The organism is Enterobacter sp. 3U4, assembly GCF_057224565.1.
Map to the genome: position 1 here is coordinate 188,261 of NZ_CP136665.1, position 16,521 is coordinate 204,781.

Below are 16,521 nucleotides of genomic sequence, written 5' to 3' on the forward strand. Positions count from 1 at the left end.
AGCACGATAATAATTACAGAGGCAATGTCATGGATAAAGAGCTACTGGATGCGGGTTACCGGGCCTATACCGGCGAGAAAATTGACGTTTACTTCAACACCGGGATCTGCAAACACTCCGGCAACTGCGTGCGTGGCAGCGCAAAGCTGTTTAATCTGAAACGTAAACCGTGGATTATTCCCGATGAAGTGGACGTTGAAACGGTTGTACGCGTAATCGATACCTGCCCGAGCGGTGCGCTGAAGTATCGCCAAAAATAAGCGAGGAACCATGGATATTCTGGAAGGCCATAACAAGTTTTACGTGAATGATGCGAACGGCAACCAGGTCGCGGAGATTGTCTTCGTGCCGACCGGCGAGCACCTGAGCATTATCGAGCATACCGATGTGGATGAGAGCCTTAAGGGGCAGGGTGTCGGTAAACAGCTGGTGGCGAAAGTGGTGGAGAAGATGCGCGGTGAGAACCGCAAAATTATTCCGCTGTGTCCGTTCGCGAAACATGAGTTTGATAAAACGCGGGAATATGACGATATTCGGGCGTAAATTTCTATGGTGAGAAGGTTCCGTTCATCAGGAACGTTTAGAAAGCTGCCATTGCAGGCAGCTTTCTATTTATTTTTCTTTAACGGACTGGCTTTCCAGCGTTTTACCAGCCACTCAAACTCTTGATAAGTGGTGTCCGAATTGATGTGCTCCCTGATGGCTTTGATTAAAGGCTCGGCAATGTCATACGTTTCAATCACGGTTGTGAAAGATGTTCGTTTGATCATTCGTTCGTTGTAGATGCCTTCACGGATGCTGACTGCAACGCGTTCATAGAAATTGAGTATGTATTGAAATTCTCGGCGTTCTTCCATCTCATCATCGGTGATGATGTGTCCCTCTGGCGGAAATACATAAGAGCGAAATGATTTACCCGAGCGATGTACTTTTTTTAGAACATGCAAAGATTCTATGTATTGGCGATCCTGTCGGCTTTCAAAGAGAAAATTTGCAGTCTGTGTTTTCTTCGCCGTTTGGACGTTATATATGATAGTGCCAACGGCAACCACTACGCCGATAAAAACAAGAACGTTGCTGATGAGTTGAAGGGTATTTGAGTCTAATGTCATGTCTTTCATCCATGAAAAAGGCGGGGCTAAAATCCCCGCCTCATAGAGGTTAGTTCAGCTTAAAAGCCGTCAAACTCGTCATATGCTTTTGTCATATTAACCCCCTTAGATAGTGTGTCTGATGACTACAATTTATAGTCATATATAGGGTAAAAATTACCCTAAAGGTAATATATAGTCAATCATTGTAGGGTCTTCGGAAAGGCAAGATGCGAACCAGATCGAGAAAGTTGCACCCGGCAGAGCGCCGGGCACGAAAGGGGAGTTAGCCGACAAACATCACCGACACGCACAGCACCCCGACGATCAGCGTCAGCAGGTTGCCAATGGAACGGTACTGTTTCAGGGAGGGGATCAGATACGTCGACAGCGTCGGCATGATAAACAGGATCATGGCGATAAGCGGGCCGCTGATGGCGTAAATCATCGAAATGGCGTTCGGGTTAATGCAGCACACGGCAAAGGTGATTAACGACACCCCCATAATGGAAATCGCGCGGTTAAAGGCGCGGCTCTTTTTCACCCCCACCTGATTCAGCGACGACTTCACGATCTCCGTCGCCCCTTCAATCACCCCAAAATAGGTGCCGAGGAACGATTTCGACATCGCAATTATCGCCACGACAATCCCGGAAATCCCCAGCCACGCCGGTGAAGAGGGCATCATCGACAGCGCAGACAGGATCGTCACCCCTTCCTCTTTGGCGGCCACAATATACGACGGCGGAATAGAGAGCAGGCAGCTGAAGACAAAGAACAGCACGCTGAGGCAGATAATCAGGTACGCCACCTTCATGATTTTCTTGCATTTATCCATGGCGCCGTCGGCAAACTTCTCGCGACGGTCAACGGCAAACGTGGAGATAATCGGGGTATGGCTGAACGCAAACACCATCACCGGAATCGAAATCCAGACCTGGTGCAGCGTGTGGCGATCGACGGCCATCTGGCTGGTTAGCAGCGAAGGTTGCCAGCTGCCGATCAGGTAGAGCGAGACAAACAGGAAATAGGCAATCAGCGGAAACACCAGGAAGCCCATCACTTTTATCGTGATATGCCGTCCCATCAGGAAGATCAGATTCAGGACCAGCACCACGCCCAGGCTAACCAGTACGCGAACGGTGGTATCCACCGTCAGGTGTTTTGCCAGCTGCTCGGTTAACGAGTTGGTGATGGCCACCGCATAAATCTGTACCACCACAAAGAAGGCGATGAAATAGAGCGTGGTAATCAGGTTGCCGATCTTCCTGCCGTAATAGTGCGAAACGGCGCCGGTGATCCCTTCGTTGCCTTTCGTTTTCGACGACAGGATAAATTGCGCCAGCGCTTTGTGCGGCCAGTAGGTTAAGGGATAGGCCACGAGGGCGGTAATAAACAGGACGATTGCGCCTGCGGAGCCCAGCTGAATGGGCAGGAAGAGCGTTCCTGCGCCCACGGCCGTGCCGTAGAGAGCGAAACTCCAGAGAGTCTCATCTTTTGACCAAATTTTCGACATTAGAGCAACGTATCAACTATCAAACCATCGGAATGGAGTGCAATTTACCATAGTTATGCACGGAGAGCGCAGTTGCTTCGAAAGCGTTTGGCCGGAACGGGCGTCCGGCCAGAAGGCGTTTAGCCTGCCAGGGCGCGTCGTTGCTGGCGGCGCTTAAGAAATTTCTCGCGAAGGCAATCGTACGCCCAGTTATAGAACATGGTGTACGGCAGGAAGAACAGGAAGAAACCTATTTCCAGTGTGAATGCCTGCAGCAGGGTGACGCCCAGCACGGCGGCGACAATCGACACGCCAATCACAATAAACCCGCATTCGAACCCCAGCGCATGCAGCGCACGCACTTTTGCCGTACGTTTGACGCGCTGAACGGGCCAGAAACGGTCAAAGCCGAAGTTATAAATAATGTTCCACAGCATGGCGGTGGTCGCCAGAACAATGGTCAACCCGCCCATTTCCACCACGGAACGCTGCATGAGCCACGCCGCCGTAGGGGCGAGGATCGCCGTTGCAATCCCTTCAAAACAGACAGCATGAAAGATCCGCTCCGGCAGTTTACGTTGGAGTGCATCCTGATGTTGCATAGCTATAGACCTCATTAATTCGCCGTTATGGGCGGTGATGTGGCCTATTTTCATCGCTAAAGCTGATATATTAAAGATAGTATCCATCGCTAAAGTAGATAGGTTATGCGCTATTCACCCGAAGCCCTTACCGCGTTTGTCGAGACCGTTGCGGCTGGCTCTTTCTCTGCGGCCGCACGCCGGCTGCGTAAAAGCCAGTCGACGATCAGCACGTCCATTGCCAATCTTGAAGCCGATCTGGGCTTCGAGCTGTTTGACCGCTCGGCGCGCCAGCCGATGTTAACGGCCCAGGGGGAACAGGTGCTGGGCTACGTGCAGGCTATTCTCGCCGCCAGCACGCGGCTGGATGAGCTGGCGGTGTCGCTAACGGCGCAAACGGAGGCGCGTCTGACGTTTGTTCTTTCCGATACCCTCAACCCGGACGTGCTGGAAGAGATGATGAAACAGTTTGACGCGCGTTTTCCCCATACGGAATTCGAATGTCTGATTGGCGAGGAGGAGGACGTGATCGATCTGCTGCAAAAGGAGCGTGCGCAGGTTGGCCTCACCGAGGCGCGAGACGGTTATCCTACGGATATCGGCGCCATCCGGCTGCCGATGCAGACCCGCATGGCGATCTATGTCGCGACCACGCATCCGCTGGCCGGGCAGCATGACGTTCAGCGTGACGAGCTGCACGGCTGGCGAGAGCTGCGGCTGAGCACCTATCTTGAGCGCGAGGCGGAGATCGCGCGCGGGCCCGTCTGGTCAGCCCCGAATTACCTGTTACTCTTGAGTATGGCGGTACAGGGTTTTGGCTGGTGCGTCTTGCCGTGCGCGCTGGTGGATGAATTTGCCGCCGCGAAATCCCTGGTACAGCTTAATGTTCCCGGCTGGCCGCGGGAGATCGGCATCGATCTGCTGTGGAATAAACGATCCCCTCCCGGCGTTGCCGGAAGCTGGCTGCGGCAGTATCTGCAGGATGCACGCTGATCCTTGTGATTAAACTCACTATTTTTAAACAATTAAGATAATTGCCAGTAACAATCCTCTACTATCGTCATGTCATTTAACACAGAGGTCGTGATGAAAGATGTCGTAATAGTGGGTGCGTTGCGTACAGCTATCGGCTGTTTTCAGGGAGCGCTTGCGCGTCACTCGGCGGTTGACCTGGGAAGCGTGGTGGTGAAAGCGCTGGTGGAACGTAGCGGGATCGCAGCACATGAAGTTGATGAGGTGATTCTGGGACAGGTCCTCACGGCCGGTGCCGGGCAAAACCCTGCGCGTCAGGCGGCGCTGAAGGGCGGGCTGCCCAATACCGTCTCCGCCATCACCATTAACGACGTCTGTGGTTCAGGATTAAAAGCGCTGCATCTCGCGACGCAGGCCATTCAGTGTGGCGAGGCGGACGTGATCATTGCGGGCGGGCAGGAGAACATGAGCCGCGCGCCGCACGTCTTGACCGACAGCCGTACCGGCGCACAGCTGGGCAACAGCCAGCTGCTCGACAGCCTGGTGCATGACGGGCTGTGGGATGCCTTCAACGATTATCATATGGGCGTGACGGCGGAAAACCTGGCGCGCGAGTACGGCATCAGCCGTGAGGTGCAGGATGCCTATGCGCTAAGCTCGCAGCAAAAAGCGCGCGCGGCGATCGATTCCGGCCGTTTTCGCGACGAAATTGTCCCGGTCAGCGCGCTGCGGCAGAACGGCGAAGTTATGGTTGTGGATACCGATGAGCAGCCGCGCACCGACGCCAGCGCTGAAGGGCTGGCGAGGCTGAATCCCGCGTTTGAAATGCAGGGCTCGGTGACGGCTGGAAATGCCTCTTCCATTAACGACGGCGCTGCCGCCGTCATGATGATGAGCGAAAGCAAAGCCCTCGAGCTCGATCTTCCCGTATTAGCCCGCATTAAGGCATTCGCAAGCGTAGGGGTTGATCCTGCGTTAATGGGGATCGCGCCGGTTTACGCGACCCGTCGCTGTCTGGAGCGCGCGGGGTGGCAACTTTCTGATGTGGATCTGATCGAAGTGAACGAAGCTTATGCCGCGCAGGCAATTTCCGTCGGAAAAATGCTGGAGTGGGATCCGCTGCGGGTCAACGTGAACGGTGGGGCGATCGCGCTGGGGCACCCGATCGGGGCGTCCGGTTGCCGGATCCTGGTTTCGCTGGTCCACGAAATGAAGAAGCGCAATGCCCGTAAAGGGATTGCCACGCTCTGTATAGGCGGCGGGCAAGGGGTGGCTCTGGCCATTGAACGCTAATATTTCCTCATTGAAAAGACCTCCTCCGGGAGGTTTTTTTTCGTCCTCTTTGTCTCACGACGGTTTTAGCGTGATCCGAGCGTCATTTCCGTGATAAACAAAAATAAAAATGAAACGTTGTTTTAAATGTAATTGAAAAGCCCACTTTATGCCGATAGTATGTGCTCATTATGAAAAAACGGAACGCTGTTTCGTTTTCAATCCCGCCTTCGGGCATGACCACATCTGGAGGTTATCGTGGACGTCAGAGAAAGCATCCACAGCGCGCACGCCAAAACGCTGGATACTCAGGGGCTGCGCAAGGCATTTTTAGTCGAGCAGGTATTCGAGGCCGACAGATACACCATGGTCTACAGCCATATCGACCGCATTATTGTGGGTGGAATTATGCCCGTCATGAAAACCGTCTCCGTGGGCGGTGAGGTCGGTAAACAGCTGGGCGTGAGCTATTTCCTTGAGCGTCGCGAGCTGGGGGTAATTAACATCGGTGGGCCGGGTACCATCACCGTAGACGGACAGTGCTATGAGATTGGCCATCGCGAGGCGCTGTACGTGGGGAAAGGGGCGAAAGACGTGGTCTTTGCCAGCATCGACGCCAGCAAGCCTGCGAAGTTTTACTACAACTGCGCGCCGGCGCACTGCACCTACCCAACCAAAAAAGTGACCACGGCAGACGTCGCCCCCGTGACCCTGGGCGACAACCTCACCAGCAACCGCCGCACCATCAATAAATACTTCGTGCCGGACGTGCTGGAGACCTGCCAGCTTAGCATGGGATTGACCGAGCTGGCGCCGGGCAACCTGTGGAACACCATGCCGTGCCATACCCACGAGCGCCGTATGGAAGTCTACTTCTACTTCAATATGGATGAGGACGCCTGCGTCTTCCACATGATGGGACAGCCGCAGGAAACGCGCCATATCGTGATGCACAACGAGCAGGCGGTGATTTCACCGAGCTGGTCTATTCACTCCGGCGTAGGGACGAAAGCCTACACCTTTATCTGGGGAATGGTGGGCGAAAACCAGGTCTTCGATGATATGGACCATGTTGCGGTCAGCGATCTGCGCTAGTCGCGGGCGGTGAAGCATAAACCTGCCTGTGAGTGACAGGCTCTGAAAGAGTAAGGAATAAACATGATTCTGGATGCATTCTCTCTGCAGGGGAAAGTGGCGGTGGTTTCCGGATGTGATACCGGGCTGGGTCAGGGGATGGCGTTAGGCCTGGCGGAAGCGGGCTGCGATATCGTCGGGATTAATATCGTTGAGCCGACGGAAACCATCGAACGCGTGACGGCGCTGGGTCGCCGTTTCCTGAGCCTGACCGCCGACCTGCGTAAAATCGATGCCATTCCTGAACTGCTGGATCGTGCGGTGGCGGAATTCGGTCATATCGACATTCTGGTCAACAACGCCGGGCTGATTCGCCGTGAAGATGCAATCAACTTCAGCGAGCGCGACTGGGACGACGTGATGGATTTGAACATCAAGAGCGTATTTTTCATGTCCCAGGCGGCGGCAAAGCACTTTATCGCGCAGGGGAACGGCGGCAAGATCGTGAATATTGCCTCCATGCTCTCGTTCCAGGGCGGTATCCGCGTGCCGTCTTACACTGCGTCCAAAAGCGCCGTGATGGGCGTGACCCGCCTGCTGGCAAACGAGTGGGCGAAACACAACATCAACGTGAATGCGATTGCGCCGGGTTACATGGCGACCAACAACACCCAGCAGCTGCGCTCAGACGAGCAGCGTAGCGCGGAAATCCTCGACCGCATTCCGGCGGGACGCTGGGGTCTGCCGGGCGATCTGATGGGGCCAGTGGTATTTCTGGCCTCCTCCGCATCGGATTACATCAACGGTTACACCGTGGCTGTAGACGGCGGCTGGCTGGCGCGTTAATTTCCCCTGCATTAAGAACCTCTGCCCATGGGCGGAGGTTTTTTTTCGCAATAATTGGCTTAGTCCATATTGCAAAAGATGAAAAATCCATACTAAAAAATCACCAATGACGGCAATCACACTTTTATTTCTTAGATATTAACTGATTAGTAAAAATACGTGATTATTCGCCGTGAGTTGAAATTGTAATGTCCATCACAGAACCGTATGCCGTAGCGGAATAATCCATAACTTCGCGATTTCCGGCCTGACACTTTTCCTCGCTTTCTCGTAATTTCAGTTAACGAATTTGCTGTTGAGGCAGGAAAAATATGACATCTATAAATGACTCTACCCTAATGCCCGCTGCGCTGCGCGATACTCGCCGCATGAACCAGTTTGTCTCCATAGCCGCCGCCGTGGCGGGTCTGTTATTTGGACTGGATATCGGCGTCATTGCCGGCGCATTACCGTTTATTACCGATCACTTTACCCTCAGCAGTCGCCTGCAGGAGTGGGTGGTGAGCAGCATGATGCTTGGCGCGGCCATCGGGGCGCTGTTCAACGGCTGGCTGTCGTTCCGCCTGGGGCGCAAATACAGCCTGATGGTCGGGGCGATCCTGTTCGTCGCGGGTTCGATCGGTTCGGCGTTTGCCGCTAACGTTGAAATCCTGCTGCTCTCCCGCGTGCTGCTGGGCGTGGCGGTGGGGATTGCCTCCTACACGGCACCGCTTTATCTCTCCGAAATGGCAAGCGAAAACGTGCGCGGCAAGATGATCAGCATGTATCAGCTGATGGTCACGCTGGGTATTGTGCTGGCGTTTCTGTCTGACACCTACTTCAGCTACAGCGGTAACTGGCGCGCGATGCTGGGCGTGCTGGCCTTACCGGCGCTGGTGCTGATCGTCCTCGTCATTTTTCTGCCGAACAGCCCGCGCTGGCTGGCGCAGAAAGGGCGCCACGTGGAGGCAGAAGAGGTGCTGCGCATGCTGCGCGACACATCAGAAAAAGCCCGCGAAGAGTTGAATGAGATCCGCGAAAGCCTGAAGCTCAAGCAGGGGGGCTGGGCGCTGTTTAAAATCAACCGCAACGTGCGCCGGGCGGTCTTCCTCGGCATGCTGCTGCAGGCGATGCAGCAGTTCACCGGCATGAACATCATCATGTACTACGCGCCGCGCATTTTCAAAATGGCCGGGTTCACCACCACGGAACAGCAGATGATCGCCACCCTGGTGGTCGGGCTGACCTTTATGTTCGCCACCTTTATTGCGGTGTTCACCGTGGACAAAGCCGGCCGTAAACCGGCGCTGAAAATTGGCTTCAGCGTGATGGCGCTCGGCACGCTGATCCTGGGCTACTGCCTGATGCAGTTTGATAACGGCACGGCCTCAAGCGGGCTTTCCTGGCTTTCTGTCGGGATGACCATGATGTGTATCGCAGGCTACGCGATGAGCGCCGCGCCCGTGGTGTGGATCCTGTGCTCCGAAATTCAGCCGCTCAAATGTCGTGACTTTGGCATTACCTGTTCCACGACCACCAACTGGGTGTCGAACATGATCATCGGCGCGACCTTCCTGACGCTGCTGGACGCGATTGGCGCAGCGGGAACGTTCTGGCTCTATACGGTGCTGAACGTGGCGTTTATTGGCGTCACGTTCTGGCTGATCCCCGAAACCAAAGGCGTGACGCTGGAACACATCGAGCGCAAGCTGATGGCCGGAGAGAAGCTGCGAAATATCGGCGTGTGATCGTATTGTCTGTTTACACGTTATAACCTATGCCAGAGGTGGACAAAGAGATGAATCACAATAATAACGTGACGAAACTCTCTACCAACTTTGGCAGGGTGTAGTCAGATAAAGAGATTTGCAATTAGGATTTTTCTTAATCTATTGTATTATTGGGCCACCAAGATCAATGAACAAAGATGCATTGCATCATGAGAAAGAAGAATTCCTATGTCAGAAATGGATTTCAAAAAAAACACAGATATTGATTTTTCCCGTTATACCTCCCGAACTGAACACGCTAAAGAAATAGATCTTTTCGGTTTATTCGCTGTTTTAGTGGCAGCGAAAAAGCGCATCTTCGCCGTTACGCTTGCTTTTGCACTGGCGGGGTTGGCCATTTCATTTTTACTGCCGCAGAAGTGGACCAGCAAAGCGGTGATCACCCCGGCAGAACTGTCGCAGTGGAACCCGCTGCGCCAGATGATGGTGGCGCTACAGGTGCTTGATGTGGACGTGAAGATTACCCGTCCGGAAGTCTTTGACCTGTTCATTAAAAAGTTTCAGTCGCAGTCTTTGCTTGAAGAGTATCTGAAATCCTCTTCTTACGTGATGTCGCAGCTTAAAGACACGGAGGTGGATCCGCTTGAGCTGCATCGGGCGATAGTCAACATCTCAGACAGAATGATAGCGGTGAATAACGCTCAGGGAAAAGACGCGGATAAAATCCCCTATGTTTCCTGGACATTAAGCTTCACTGCACCGACAGCAGGCGATGCGCAAAACGTTCTGGAGGGATACATCGATTATATCGCGGCTATCGTCGAAAAAGAGACGGTACAGAATATCCGCAACCAGATCGCCCTGAAAAAGAACGTCGTTGAGCAGCAGCTGGAACTGGATCGCGTCCGTCTGACCACTATTCACAATACCAACCTGCAGCGACTCAATTATTCGCTGGAAGTGGCAAATGCGGCCGGCATTAAGAAACCGGTTTACAGCAACGGGCAGGCGGTAAAAGATGATCCGGATTACTCCGTTGCGCTCGGCGCTGACGGTATCGCGCAAAAGCTGCAGATTGAAAAAAATCTTAAGGACGTGACCGAGCTGAATGCGGATTTCCAGAACCGTGAATACTATCTGGCGCAGCTTAAAAAGCTCTCCTTTGCTGATGTTAAACTTGAGCCATTCCGGTACCAGCTCACACCTTCCATGCCGGTGAAAAAGGATGGTCCGGGCAAGGCCCTGATTGTCATTCTGGCGGCGCTCCTGGGGGGCCTGTTTGCCTGCGGTAGCGTTTTACTTCGCGAGGCGATGCTCACCCGTAATCCACTCCCCGAGCCGGTGACGGAATAAACGCAGCAGTTTAAAAAGGCGCTGAATACAGCGCCTTTTTTTATGTGCATCGGTTGTGTTAAAAAAGAAACAAAGATAAGGAGGGATGATGAAAACGATCGGCCTGTTAGGTGGAATGAGCTGGGAATCGACAATCCCTTATTACCGCCTGATTAATGAAGGGGTAAAGCAGCGTCTGGGTGGTCTGCACTCCGCAAGTCTGCTGTTGCACAGCGTTGATTTCCATGAAATCGAGGCCTGTCAGTCGAGCGGTGAGTGGGATAAAGCCGGGGAGATCCTGGCCCGGGCGGCACTGGGACTGGAGCGTGCCGGTGCCGAGGGTATAGTGCTCTGTACCAATACCATGCACAAAGTGGCGTCGCATATTGAGGACCGCTGCTCGCTGCCGTTTCTGCATATCGCGGACGCGACCGGTCGTGCGATTGCGGCATCCGGGATGCGCCGCGTAGCGCTTTTGGGTACACGCTACACCATGGAACAGGATTTTTATCGCGGGCGTTTGTACAGTGAATTTGGGATCGAGAGCCTGATCCCGGATGAAGAAGATCGGGCGCGCATCAACCAGATTATCTTTGACGAGCTCTGCCTCGGGACCTTCAGCGAATCTTCCCGCGCGTATTACGTCAGCATCATCGATAAACTCGCGCAGCTGGGGGCCGAAGGGGTGATATTCGGCTGCACCGAGATCGGTTTGCTGGTCCCCGTCGAGCAAAGCCCCGTCCCGGTATTTGATACCACCGCCATCCATGCCGCGGATGCCGTGGAATTTATGCTGTCATAACGGATTTTGCAGGTCAGGTAAGCGAAGCGCCACCTGACGTGCGTGTTCCTTTAAGTGTTCGGTGAAAGCGTCCACCAGCGCGGAGGCCGGACGGTGCTGCGGGCGGATCAGGCTCACGGTGAACGGGACGGACACGCTAAAGCGGCGGATGACAATCCCGCTTCCGGCATAGTCCAGCGCCGTGAGTGGATTCACCACCGCGACGCCGACGCCAGCACGCACCATCGAGCAAATCGAAGCCGCGCTGTGCGTTTCCACCACCAATCTCCGTTTGACCTGATGCTCGGCAAACAGGGTATCCAGCAGCTGTCTGTAACCGTCGGTCTGCGACAGGCTAATGTAGTTTTCCCCGTGGAAATCCTCCGGTGTGAGCACCGCCTTACCGGCAAGCCGATGCCCGGCGGGCAAAACACACACTTCATCTAACGAGATCAACTCCGTGCGCGTCGTGCCCGCTGGCGTGGAGAGCGTTTCGGTTAGGCCTAGATCATGGCGCTGGGCCGAAAGCCACTCTTCAAGCAGAGGTGATTCCTGAGGCACGATGGTGAGGCTAACCTCCGGGTATCGGGCCAGAAAGGGCTGCAGCAGCATCGGCAGAAAGGATTGCGAGAAGACGGGCAGGCAGACGATCGACAGCTCGCCCTGGCGAAACTCGCGCAGGCTTTCCGCAGCACTCACTATTCTGTCCAGTCCGTACCAGGAGCGCTGTACTTCCTCGAACAGGCGTAACCCCTGAACCGTCGGGTGAAGCCTGCCTCGGGTACGTTCGAACAGCTTCAGCCCCAGCACTTTCTCGAAGCGGGCCAGCTCGCGGCTTACCGTAGGCTGCGAGGTATGCAGCATTTGTGCGGCTTCGGTGAGATTGCCGGTGGTCATCACGGCGTGAAAAATCTCAATATGGCGTAAATTGACGGCGGGCATAGGGCACCTGAAAGCAGAGGACTGTCCATATCATTTTTGCATAGACTCGCGATAAAACGATATTTTTTATTCTCTTTGCGCTGTGGCGTAATCATCTAAACGCATTTACCCGGAGAAGACCATGCCACGCCCGCTGAACCAGACTGATACCGATTTGAACGCCGACAACCTGCTGCGCCTGCCTGCCGAGTTTGGCTGCCCGGTGTGGGTCTACGACGCGCAGATCGTTCGCGAGAAGATCGCCGCCCTGCATCAGTTTGACGTGGTGCGTTTTGCCCAGAAGGCCTGCTCCAATATTCATATTCTGCGCCTGATGCGCGAGCAGGGCGTGAAGGTTGACTCTGTTTCACTCGGCGAAATCGAGCGCGCGCTGGCGGCCGGATACGATCCGAAAGCCGACGGCGACGCGATTGTCTTTACCGCAGACGTTATCGACGATGCGACGCTTGCGCGCGTCCACGAACTGCAGATCCCGGTGAATGCCGGTTCTGTGGATATGCTGGAGCAGTTGGGTCAGGTTTCTCCCGGCCATCGCGTCTGGCTGCGCGTGAACCCGGGCTTTGGTCATGGTCACAGCCAAAAAACCAATACCGGCGGCGAAAACAGCAAGCACGGGATCTGGTATGCCGATATGCCTGCCGCGCTGGAGGTATTACAGCGCTACGGCCTGAAGCTGGTCGGGATTCATATGCACATTGGCTCTGGCGTCGATTACGGCCACCTGGAGCAGGTGTGCGGTGCGATGGTGCGCCAGGTTGTCGACTTCGGTCAGGATCTTGAGGCGATCTCTGCCGGCGGCGGTCTCTCCATTCCTTATCGCGAAGGCGAAGAGGCGATCGATACCGATCACTATTACGGTCTGTGGAGCGCCGCGCGTGACCAAATTGCCGCGCATCTGGGCCATGCGGTGAAGCTGGAAATTGAGCCGGGTCGTTTCCTGGTGGCGGAAGCCGGCGTGCTGGTTTCGCAGGTGCGCAGCGTGAAAGAGATGGGGTCTCGCCACTTCGTCCTGATTGATGCAGGCTTTAACGATCTGATGCGTCCGTCCATGTACGGCAGCTATCACCACATTACCGCCCTGGCCGCAGATGGCCGTGACTTAACGCAGGCGCCGCGGATTGAGACGGTCGTTGCGGGGCCGCTGTGCGAATCGGGCGACGTGTTTACCCAGCAGGAAGGCGGCAAAGTGGAAACCCGCGCGCTGCCAGAGCTCAAACCGGGTGATTATCTTGTGCTGCATGATACCGGTGCCTACGGGGCATCTATGTCATCCAACTACAACAGCCGTCCGCTGCTGCCGGAAGTGCTGTTTGATAACGGTAAAGCACGGCTTATCCGTCGTCGTCAGACCATTCAGGAACTGCTGGCTTTAGAACTTATCTGATGAAAGTACGGCCCCGTTGTGACCGAGTCGCGTAACACCAGCGTGCCGGTAAACGGCGGGATGGCATCGACCGGCTGGTTTCTTGCCAGCCGGATCGCCTGATCGATGGCGGTGACAATCATATTGTCGATGGGCAGATAAACCGATGAGAGCGCGGGCTCCAGCCATTTCGCGCTTGGGGCATCGTCAAAGCCGAACAGTGAAATATCCTGCGGAATTTTAAGCCCCGCCTGGTGTAACGCTTTGGACGCTCCCAGCGCCATATCGTCGTTACAGGCAAACAGGGCGCTAAACGGCACACTGTCGGCAATCAGCTCCTTGCACAGTTCGTATCCCCGCGTCATTCCCGCATCGCCGTACTTTATCCGACGCTCGTCCAGGCGAATGCCGTGTTTTTCCAGCGCCTTACGGTAGCCCATCAACCGCGCTTTACCCGTGGGGGTGTGGATCGGAACGGTGATACAGGCGATCTCGCGATGGCCCTGGGCGATCAGGTAATCCACGGCCTTAAACGCGGCATCCTGCTGTTCGAAAAACACGCAGCGATCCGGCGCCTGGCTCACTTCACGATTAATGACCACCAGCGGCGTTTTCACGGTGTTCATCAGTTTGACGATCGCTTTTTCGCTCATGTAGCGCGTGTAAAGCACGATGGCATCGCACTGGCGATCGGCCAGCATCTGCACCGCCTGTTCTTCCTGTTCCGGCGCGTCGTGACCGTCGGTGACGATCAGCTGTTTCCCGTGAGTTTCGGTCTGCCGGGACGCCTGCTGGAGAAGACGACCAAAGTAAAAGCCGTCGAAGGTCGAGACGACCAGACCAATGCTGTTGCTGGTCTGGTTTGCCAGTGAACGCGCGAGAAAGTTCGGGCGATAGCCCAGCTCTTCCATCGCAGCAAACACCTGCTGACGCGTACTCTCTTTAACCTGACCCGTGCCGTTCAGCACGCGCGAGACGGTAGCCTTCGACACGCCCGCACGCAGTGAGACATCCAGCATTGTTGCCATTCTACATTCCTGCTTCCACGTAATGGTTTGCAGTTTAACACAGACCTCACGGCGTATAAGCGATGCGGGAAGCGCAAAACTTCCGCCACGATCACGCTTTTTGGTCGCGATTCGTCTGGCCTGCCTGAAGTAAAACGAAATAGTCTGACTCTGGTAAAATAATCGCCGAACCGAGCTGGGGCGACAGGCCAGCAAAAACATGAGAAAACGCAGGTGCAACGTGAAAAAGATAGCCATCCTCCCGCTTTACCAGGCACCGCACTATGCGGAGCAGGTCATCGACTGGCTCTGGCAGGCCTTTGGCGAAGGGCTTTCTCGGGAGTTTTTCCACAGCGTTGTTGAGCACAGCCAGACGCCGGGAGCATTACCGCTGACTTTTATTGCCGTTGAGGACGAAAAGCTTCTTGGTACGGTGGGACTCTGGCGCTGCGATTTGATCACCCGACAGGATCTCTTTCCGTGGCTGGCGGCGCTCTACGTTGACGACGCGGCGCGAGGCAAGGGGCTGGCAGGAGAACTTCAGCGGCATGTTATCGCTTACGCCGCGCAGTCCGGGTATGAGGAACTCCATCTGTGGTCTGCCTGCCGCGACTTTTACGAACGTTACGGCTGGCAGTATATCGGTGATGGGCTCGAATACCCGAACACGCGGGTTCACCTCTACCGTTATTCGCTCTGCGCTTCCGCAGGTGACGCAACGGAGTGACGGCGTACCAGCGTCGGGCTAAACAGATGCGTAATTTCCGGTGGCTGACGCTGTTCAGCCAGCGCTAACGCCAGCTCTGCGGCCTGCGTTGCCATGGTGATAATCGGGTAGCGCACGGTGGTAAGACGCGGTCGCACGTAGCGAGAGACCAGCACGTCATCGAAGCCAATCAGCGAAATTTCTGCCGGTACCTCAATCCCGTTGTCATTCAACACCCCCATTGCCCCTGCGGCCATCGAGTCGTTATAGCTGGCAACCGCCGTGAAATTCCGTCCGCGACCCAGCAGCTCGGTCATGGCCTGTTCACCGCCGCTCTCATCCGGTTCGCCGTAGGCCACCAGGCGATCGTTACACGGCAGGCCGTTTTCGCGCAGGGCGTCGTAGTAGCCCTGCAGGCGGTCTTCTGCATCAGAGATCGGGTGGTTGGAACAGAGATAGCCAATTCGGGTATGGCCCTGTTGAATCAGATGACGGGTCGCAAGCCATGCGCCGTAGCGGTCATCGAGCGCGACGCAGCGTTTTTCAAATCCGGGAATAATGCGGTTGATAATCACCATGCCCGGGATCTGCTCCATCAGATGAATCAGTTCGGCGTCCGGGATCATTTTGGCGTGAACCACCAGCGCCGCGCAGCGGTGGCGGATCAGCTGCTCGATGGCCTGGCGTTCTTTTTGTTCATTATGATAGCCGTTGCCGATCAGCAAAAAATTGCCCGTCTGATAAGAGACCTGTTCAACGGCTTTCACCATCGCGCCGAAAAAAGGGTCGGAAACATCACCCACCACCAGACCGATGGTTTCGGTGGACTGCTGGGCGAGCGCGCGGGCATTGGCATTGGGATGATAGTTCAGGGATTCCATGGCGTTTTGTACCGCCTGGCGTGATGCGTCACTCGCTTTTGGTGAGTCATTAATCACGCGGGAGACGGTTGCCACCGACACACCTGCCAGACGGGCCACATCCTTTATTGTCGCCATTCATTACCTTCTTATTGGGGGTAAGCGTTTACACACCAAATAGTGTTGCGGAAAAGCGGCGCGCATTCAAGGGGAGCGGATTTCCGCTCTCCACAAACGTGACGCAGAACAACCCTGACGGTGTAATCGTTACACGCGCAGTCATGTCTGAAAAATGTCAATCTGAACCTTTGGTTACACTTTGCCTCAGGCTGTTGCGATTGTCCGATGGCGAGGATGTTAATGAGATTGATACAGTTGAGATCCCAGAGGTATTGATTGGTGAGAATTCTTAGTACGATTTCGTACTCATCTCTTGCACCAACCTGCGCGGATGCGCAGGTTTTTTTTCGCCTCCACTTTTGCTGTCGCT

Annotated in this window: 17 protein-coding genes; 11 read left to right on the top strand and 6 right to left on the bottom strand. The window is 55.0% G+C overall.

Annotated features, from left to right (window positions below; genetic code table 11):
- The first annotated feature begins 29 nt into the window (after positions 1–29).
- A complete protein-coding gene (gene yjdI / locus RVY89_RS00950; protein WP_008499689.1) occupies positions 30–260 on the top strand; it encodes a 4Fe-4S mono-cluster protein YjdI in 231 nt (76 codons plus the stop codon).
- Positions 261–270: 10 nt separating this feature from the next.
- The gene (locus RVY89_RS00955) at positions 271–543 is read left to right on the top strand and encodes a GNAT family N-acetyltransferase (protein WP_008499687.1); all 273 of its coding nucleotides are present in this window, start codon (positions 271–273) and stop codon (positions 541–543) included.
- Between the two features lie 65 nt (positions 544–608).
- On the opposite strand, the gene RVY89_RS00960 is transcribed toward RVY89_RS00955, so the two are convergent.
- The 3 genes from RVY89_RS00960 to RVY89_RS00970 form a co-directional block, all read right to left on the bottom strand.
- Positions 609–1,112: a DUF4760 domain-containing protein gene (locus RVY89_RS00960; RefSeq protein WP_196352724.1), complete on the bottom strand. Its 504-nt coding sequence runs from the start codon at positions 1,110–1,112 to the stop codon at positions 609–611.
- A 265-nt stretch (positions 1,113–1,377) separates the two neighbouring features.
- Positions 1,378–2,607, bottom strand: coding sequence for an amino acid permease (locus RVY89_RS00965; protein ID WP_484826635.1), 1,230 nt, complete (start codon positions 2,605–2,607; stop codon positions 1,378–1,380).
- A gap of 119 nt (positions 2,608–2,726) precedes the next feature.
- Entirely contained in the window at positions 2,727–3,188 is a 462-nt protein-coding gene (locus RVY89_RS00970) for a multidrug/biocide efflux PACE transporter (protein WP_115876214.1), read from the bottom strand.
- Between the two features lie 105 nt (positions 3,189–3,293).
- Between RVY89_RS00970 and RVY89_RS00975 the strand changes: the two genes are divergently transcribed.
- From RVY89_RS00975 to RVY89_RS01005, 7 genes are all read left to right on the top strand, one after another.
- Positions 3,294–4,160, top strand: coding sequence for a LysR family transcriptional regulator (locus RVY89_RS00975; RefSeq protein ID WP_484826636.1), 867 nt, complete (start codon positions 3,294–3,296; stop codon positions 4,158–4,160).
- Between the two features lie 93 nt (positions 4,161–4,253).
- On the top strand, positions 4,254–5,432 hold the full coding sequence (locus RVY89_RS00980) for an acetyl-CoA C-acetyltransferase (protein WP_045415627.1): 1,179 nt from the start codon (positions 4,254–4,256) through the stop codon (positions 5,430–5,432).
- Between the two features lie 237 nt (positions 5,433–5,669).
- On the top strand, positions 5,670–6,506 hold the full coding sequence (gene kduI, locus RVY89_RS00985) for a 5-dehydro-4-deoxy-D-glucuronate isomerase (RefSeq protein WP_484826637.1): 837 nt from the start codon (positions 5,670–5,672) through the stop codon (positions 6,504–6,506).
- Between the two features lie 63 nt (positions 6,507–6,569).
- Positions 6,570–7,331, top strand: coding sequence for a 2-dehydro-3-deoxy-D-gluconate 5-dehydrogenase KduD (kduD, locus tag RVY89_RS00990; RefSeq protein WP_484826638.1), 762 nt, complete (start codon positions 6,570–6,572; stop codon positions 7,329–7,331).
- 311 nt (positions 7,332–7,642) lie between these two features.
- Entirely contained in the window at positions 7,643–9,058 is a 1,416-nt protein-coding gene (gene araE, locus RVY89_RS00995; protein ID WP_032660200.1) for an arabinose-proton symporter AraE, read from the top strand.
- A 210-nt stretch (positions 9,059–9,268) separates the two neighbouring features.
- Positions 9,269–10,393 carry an LPS O-antigen length regulator Wzz(fepE) gene (wzz(fepE), locus tag RVY89_RS01000; protein ID WP_484826639.1) on the top strand — a complete coding sequence of 375 codons (1,125 nt, stop codon included), beginning with the start codon at positions 9,269–9,271 and terminating at the stop codon, positions 10,391–10,393.
- Positions 10,394–10,481: 88 nt separating this feature from the next.
- Positions 10,482–11,174 carry an aspartate/glutamate racemase gene (locus RVY89_RS01005; protein WP_484827885.1) on the top strand — a complete coding sequence of 231 codons (693 nt, stop codon included), beginning with the start codon at positions 10,482–10,484 and terminating at the stop codon, positions 11,172–11,174.
- Here RVY89_RS01005 and RVY89_RS01010 read toward each other — a convergent pair.
- Entirely contained in the window at positions 11,169–12,095 is a 927-nt protein-coding gene (locus tag RVY89_RS01010; protein WP_484826640.1) for a LysR family transcriptional regulator, read from the bottom strand. The genes RVY89_RS01005 and RVY89_RS01010 overlap by 6 nt on opposite strands.
- A 121-nt stretch (positions 12,096–12,216) precedes the next feature.
- Between RVY89_RS01010 and lysA the strand changes: the two genes are divergently transcribed.
- The gene (gene lysA / locus RVY89_RS01015; RefSeq protein WP_484826641.1) at positions 12,217–13,479 is read left to right on the top strand and encodes a diaminopimelate decarboxylase; all 1,263 of its coding nucleotides are present in this window, start codon (positions 12,217–12,219) and stop codon (positions 13,477–13,479) included.
- Here the strand turns inward: lysA and RVY89_RS01020 are convergent.
- Positions 13,449–14,486 (bottom strand): LacI family DNA-binding transcriptional regulator, encoded by a 1,038-nt coding sequence (locus RVY89_RS01020; RefSeq protein WP_484826642.1) that lies wholly within the window; start codon positions 14,484–14,486, stop codon positions 13,449–13,451. The genes lysA and RVY89_RS01020 overlap by 31 nt on opposite strands.
- A gap of 229 nt (positions 14,487–14,715) precedes the next feature.
- Here RVY89_RS01020 and RVY89_RS01025 point away from each other — a divergent pair, with 229 nt between their 5' ends.
- Positions 14,716–15,192 carry a GNAT family N-acetyltransferase gene (locus RVY89_RS01025; RefSeq protein WP_484827886.1) on the top strand — a complete coding sequence of 159 codons (477 nt, stop codon included), beginning with the start codon at positions 14,716–14,718 and terminating at the stop codon, positions 15,190–15,192.
- Here the strand turns inward: RVY89_RS01025 and galR are convergent.
- On the bottom strand, positions 15,153–16,169 hold the full coding sequence (gene galR / locus RVY89_RS01030) for an HTH-type transcriptional regulator GalR (protein WP_484826643.1): 1,017 nt from the start codon (positions 16,167–16,169) through the stop codon (positions 15,153–15,155). The two genes, RVY89_RS01025 and galR, sit on opposite strands and share 40 nt — an antisense overlap.
- Between the last annotated feature and the right edge of the window lie 352 nt (positions 16,170–16,521).

What these genes read in the sequence shown, in the direction of transcription:
- yjdI (WP_008499689.1), top strand. Translation starts at nt 30, where the DNA reads ATGGATAAAGAGCTACTGGATGCGGGTTACCGGGCCTATACCGGCGAG.
- RVY89_RS00980 (WP_045415627.1), top strand. Translation starts at nt 4,254, where the DNA reads ATGAAAGATGTCGTAATAGTGGGTGCGTTGCGTACAGCTATCGGCTGT.
- RVY89_RS00960 (WP_196352724.1), bottom strand. Translation starts at nt 1,112, where the DNA reads ATGACATTAGACTCAAATACCCTTCAACTCATCAGCAACGTTCTTGTT.
- RVY89_RS00965 (WP_484826635.1), bottom strand. Translation starts at nt 2,607, where the DNA reads ATGTCGAAAATTTGGTCAAAAGATGAGACTCTCTGGAGTTTCGCTCTC.
- kduD (WP_484826638.1), top strand. Translation starts at nt 6,570, where the DNA reads ATGATTCTGGATGCATTCTCTCTGCAGGGGAAAGTGGCGGTGGTTTCC.
- RVY89_RS01005 (WP_484827885.1), top strand. Translation starts at nt 10,482, where the DNA reads ATGAAAACGATCGGCCTGTTAGGTGGAATGAGCTGGGAATCGACAATC.
- galR (WP_484826643.1), bottom strand. Translation starts at nt 16,169, where the DNA reads ATGGCGACAATAAAGGATGTGGCCCGTCTGGCAGGTGTGTCGGTGGCA.
- RVY89_RS01010 (WP_484826640.1), bottom strand. Translation starts at nt 12,095, where the DNA reads ATGCCCGCCGTCAATTTACGCCATATTGAGATTTTTCACGCCGTGATG.
- araE (WP_032660200.1), top strand. Translation starts at nt 7,643, where the DNA reads ATGACATCTATAAATGACTCTACCCTAATGCCCGCTGCGCTGCGCGAT.
- RVY89_RS00970 (WP_115876214.1), bottom strand. Translation starts at nt 3,188, where the DNA reads ATGCAACATCAGGATGCACTCCAACGTAAACTGCCGGAGCGGATCTTT.
- RVY89_RS00975 (WP_484826636.1), top strand. Translation starts at nt 3,294, where the DNA reads ATGCGCTATTCACCCGAAGCCCTTACCGCGTTTGTCGAGACCGTTGCG.
- RVY89_RS01020 (WP_484826642.1), bottom strand. Translation starts at nt 14,486, where the DNA reads ATGGCAACAATGCTGGATGTCTCACTGCGTGCGGGCGTGTCGAAGGCT.
- lysA (WP_484826641.1), top strand. Translation starts at nt 12,217, where the DNA reads ATGCCACGCCCGCTGAACCAGACTGATACCGATTTGAACGCCGACAAC.
- RVY89_RS00955 (WP_008499687.1), top strand. Translation starts at nt 271, where the DNA reads ATGGATATTCTGGAAGGCCATAACAAGTTTTACGTGAATGATGCGAAC.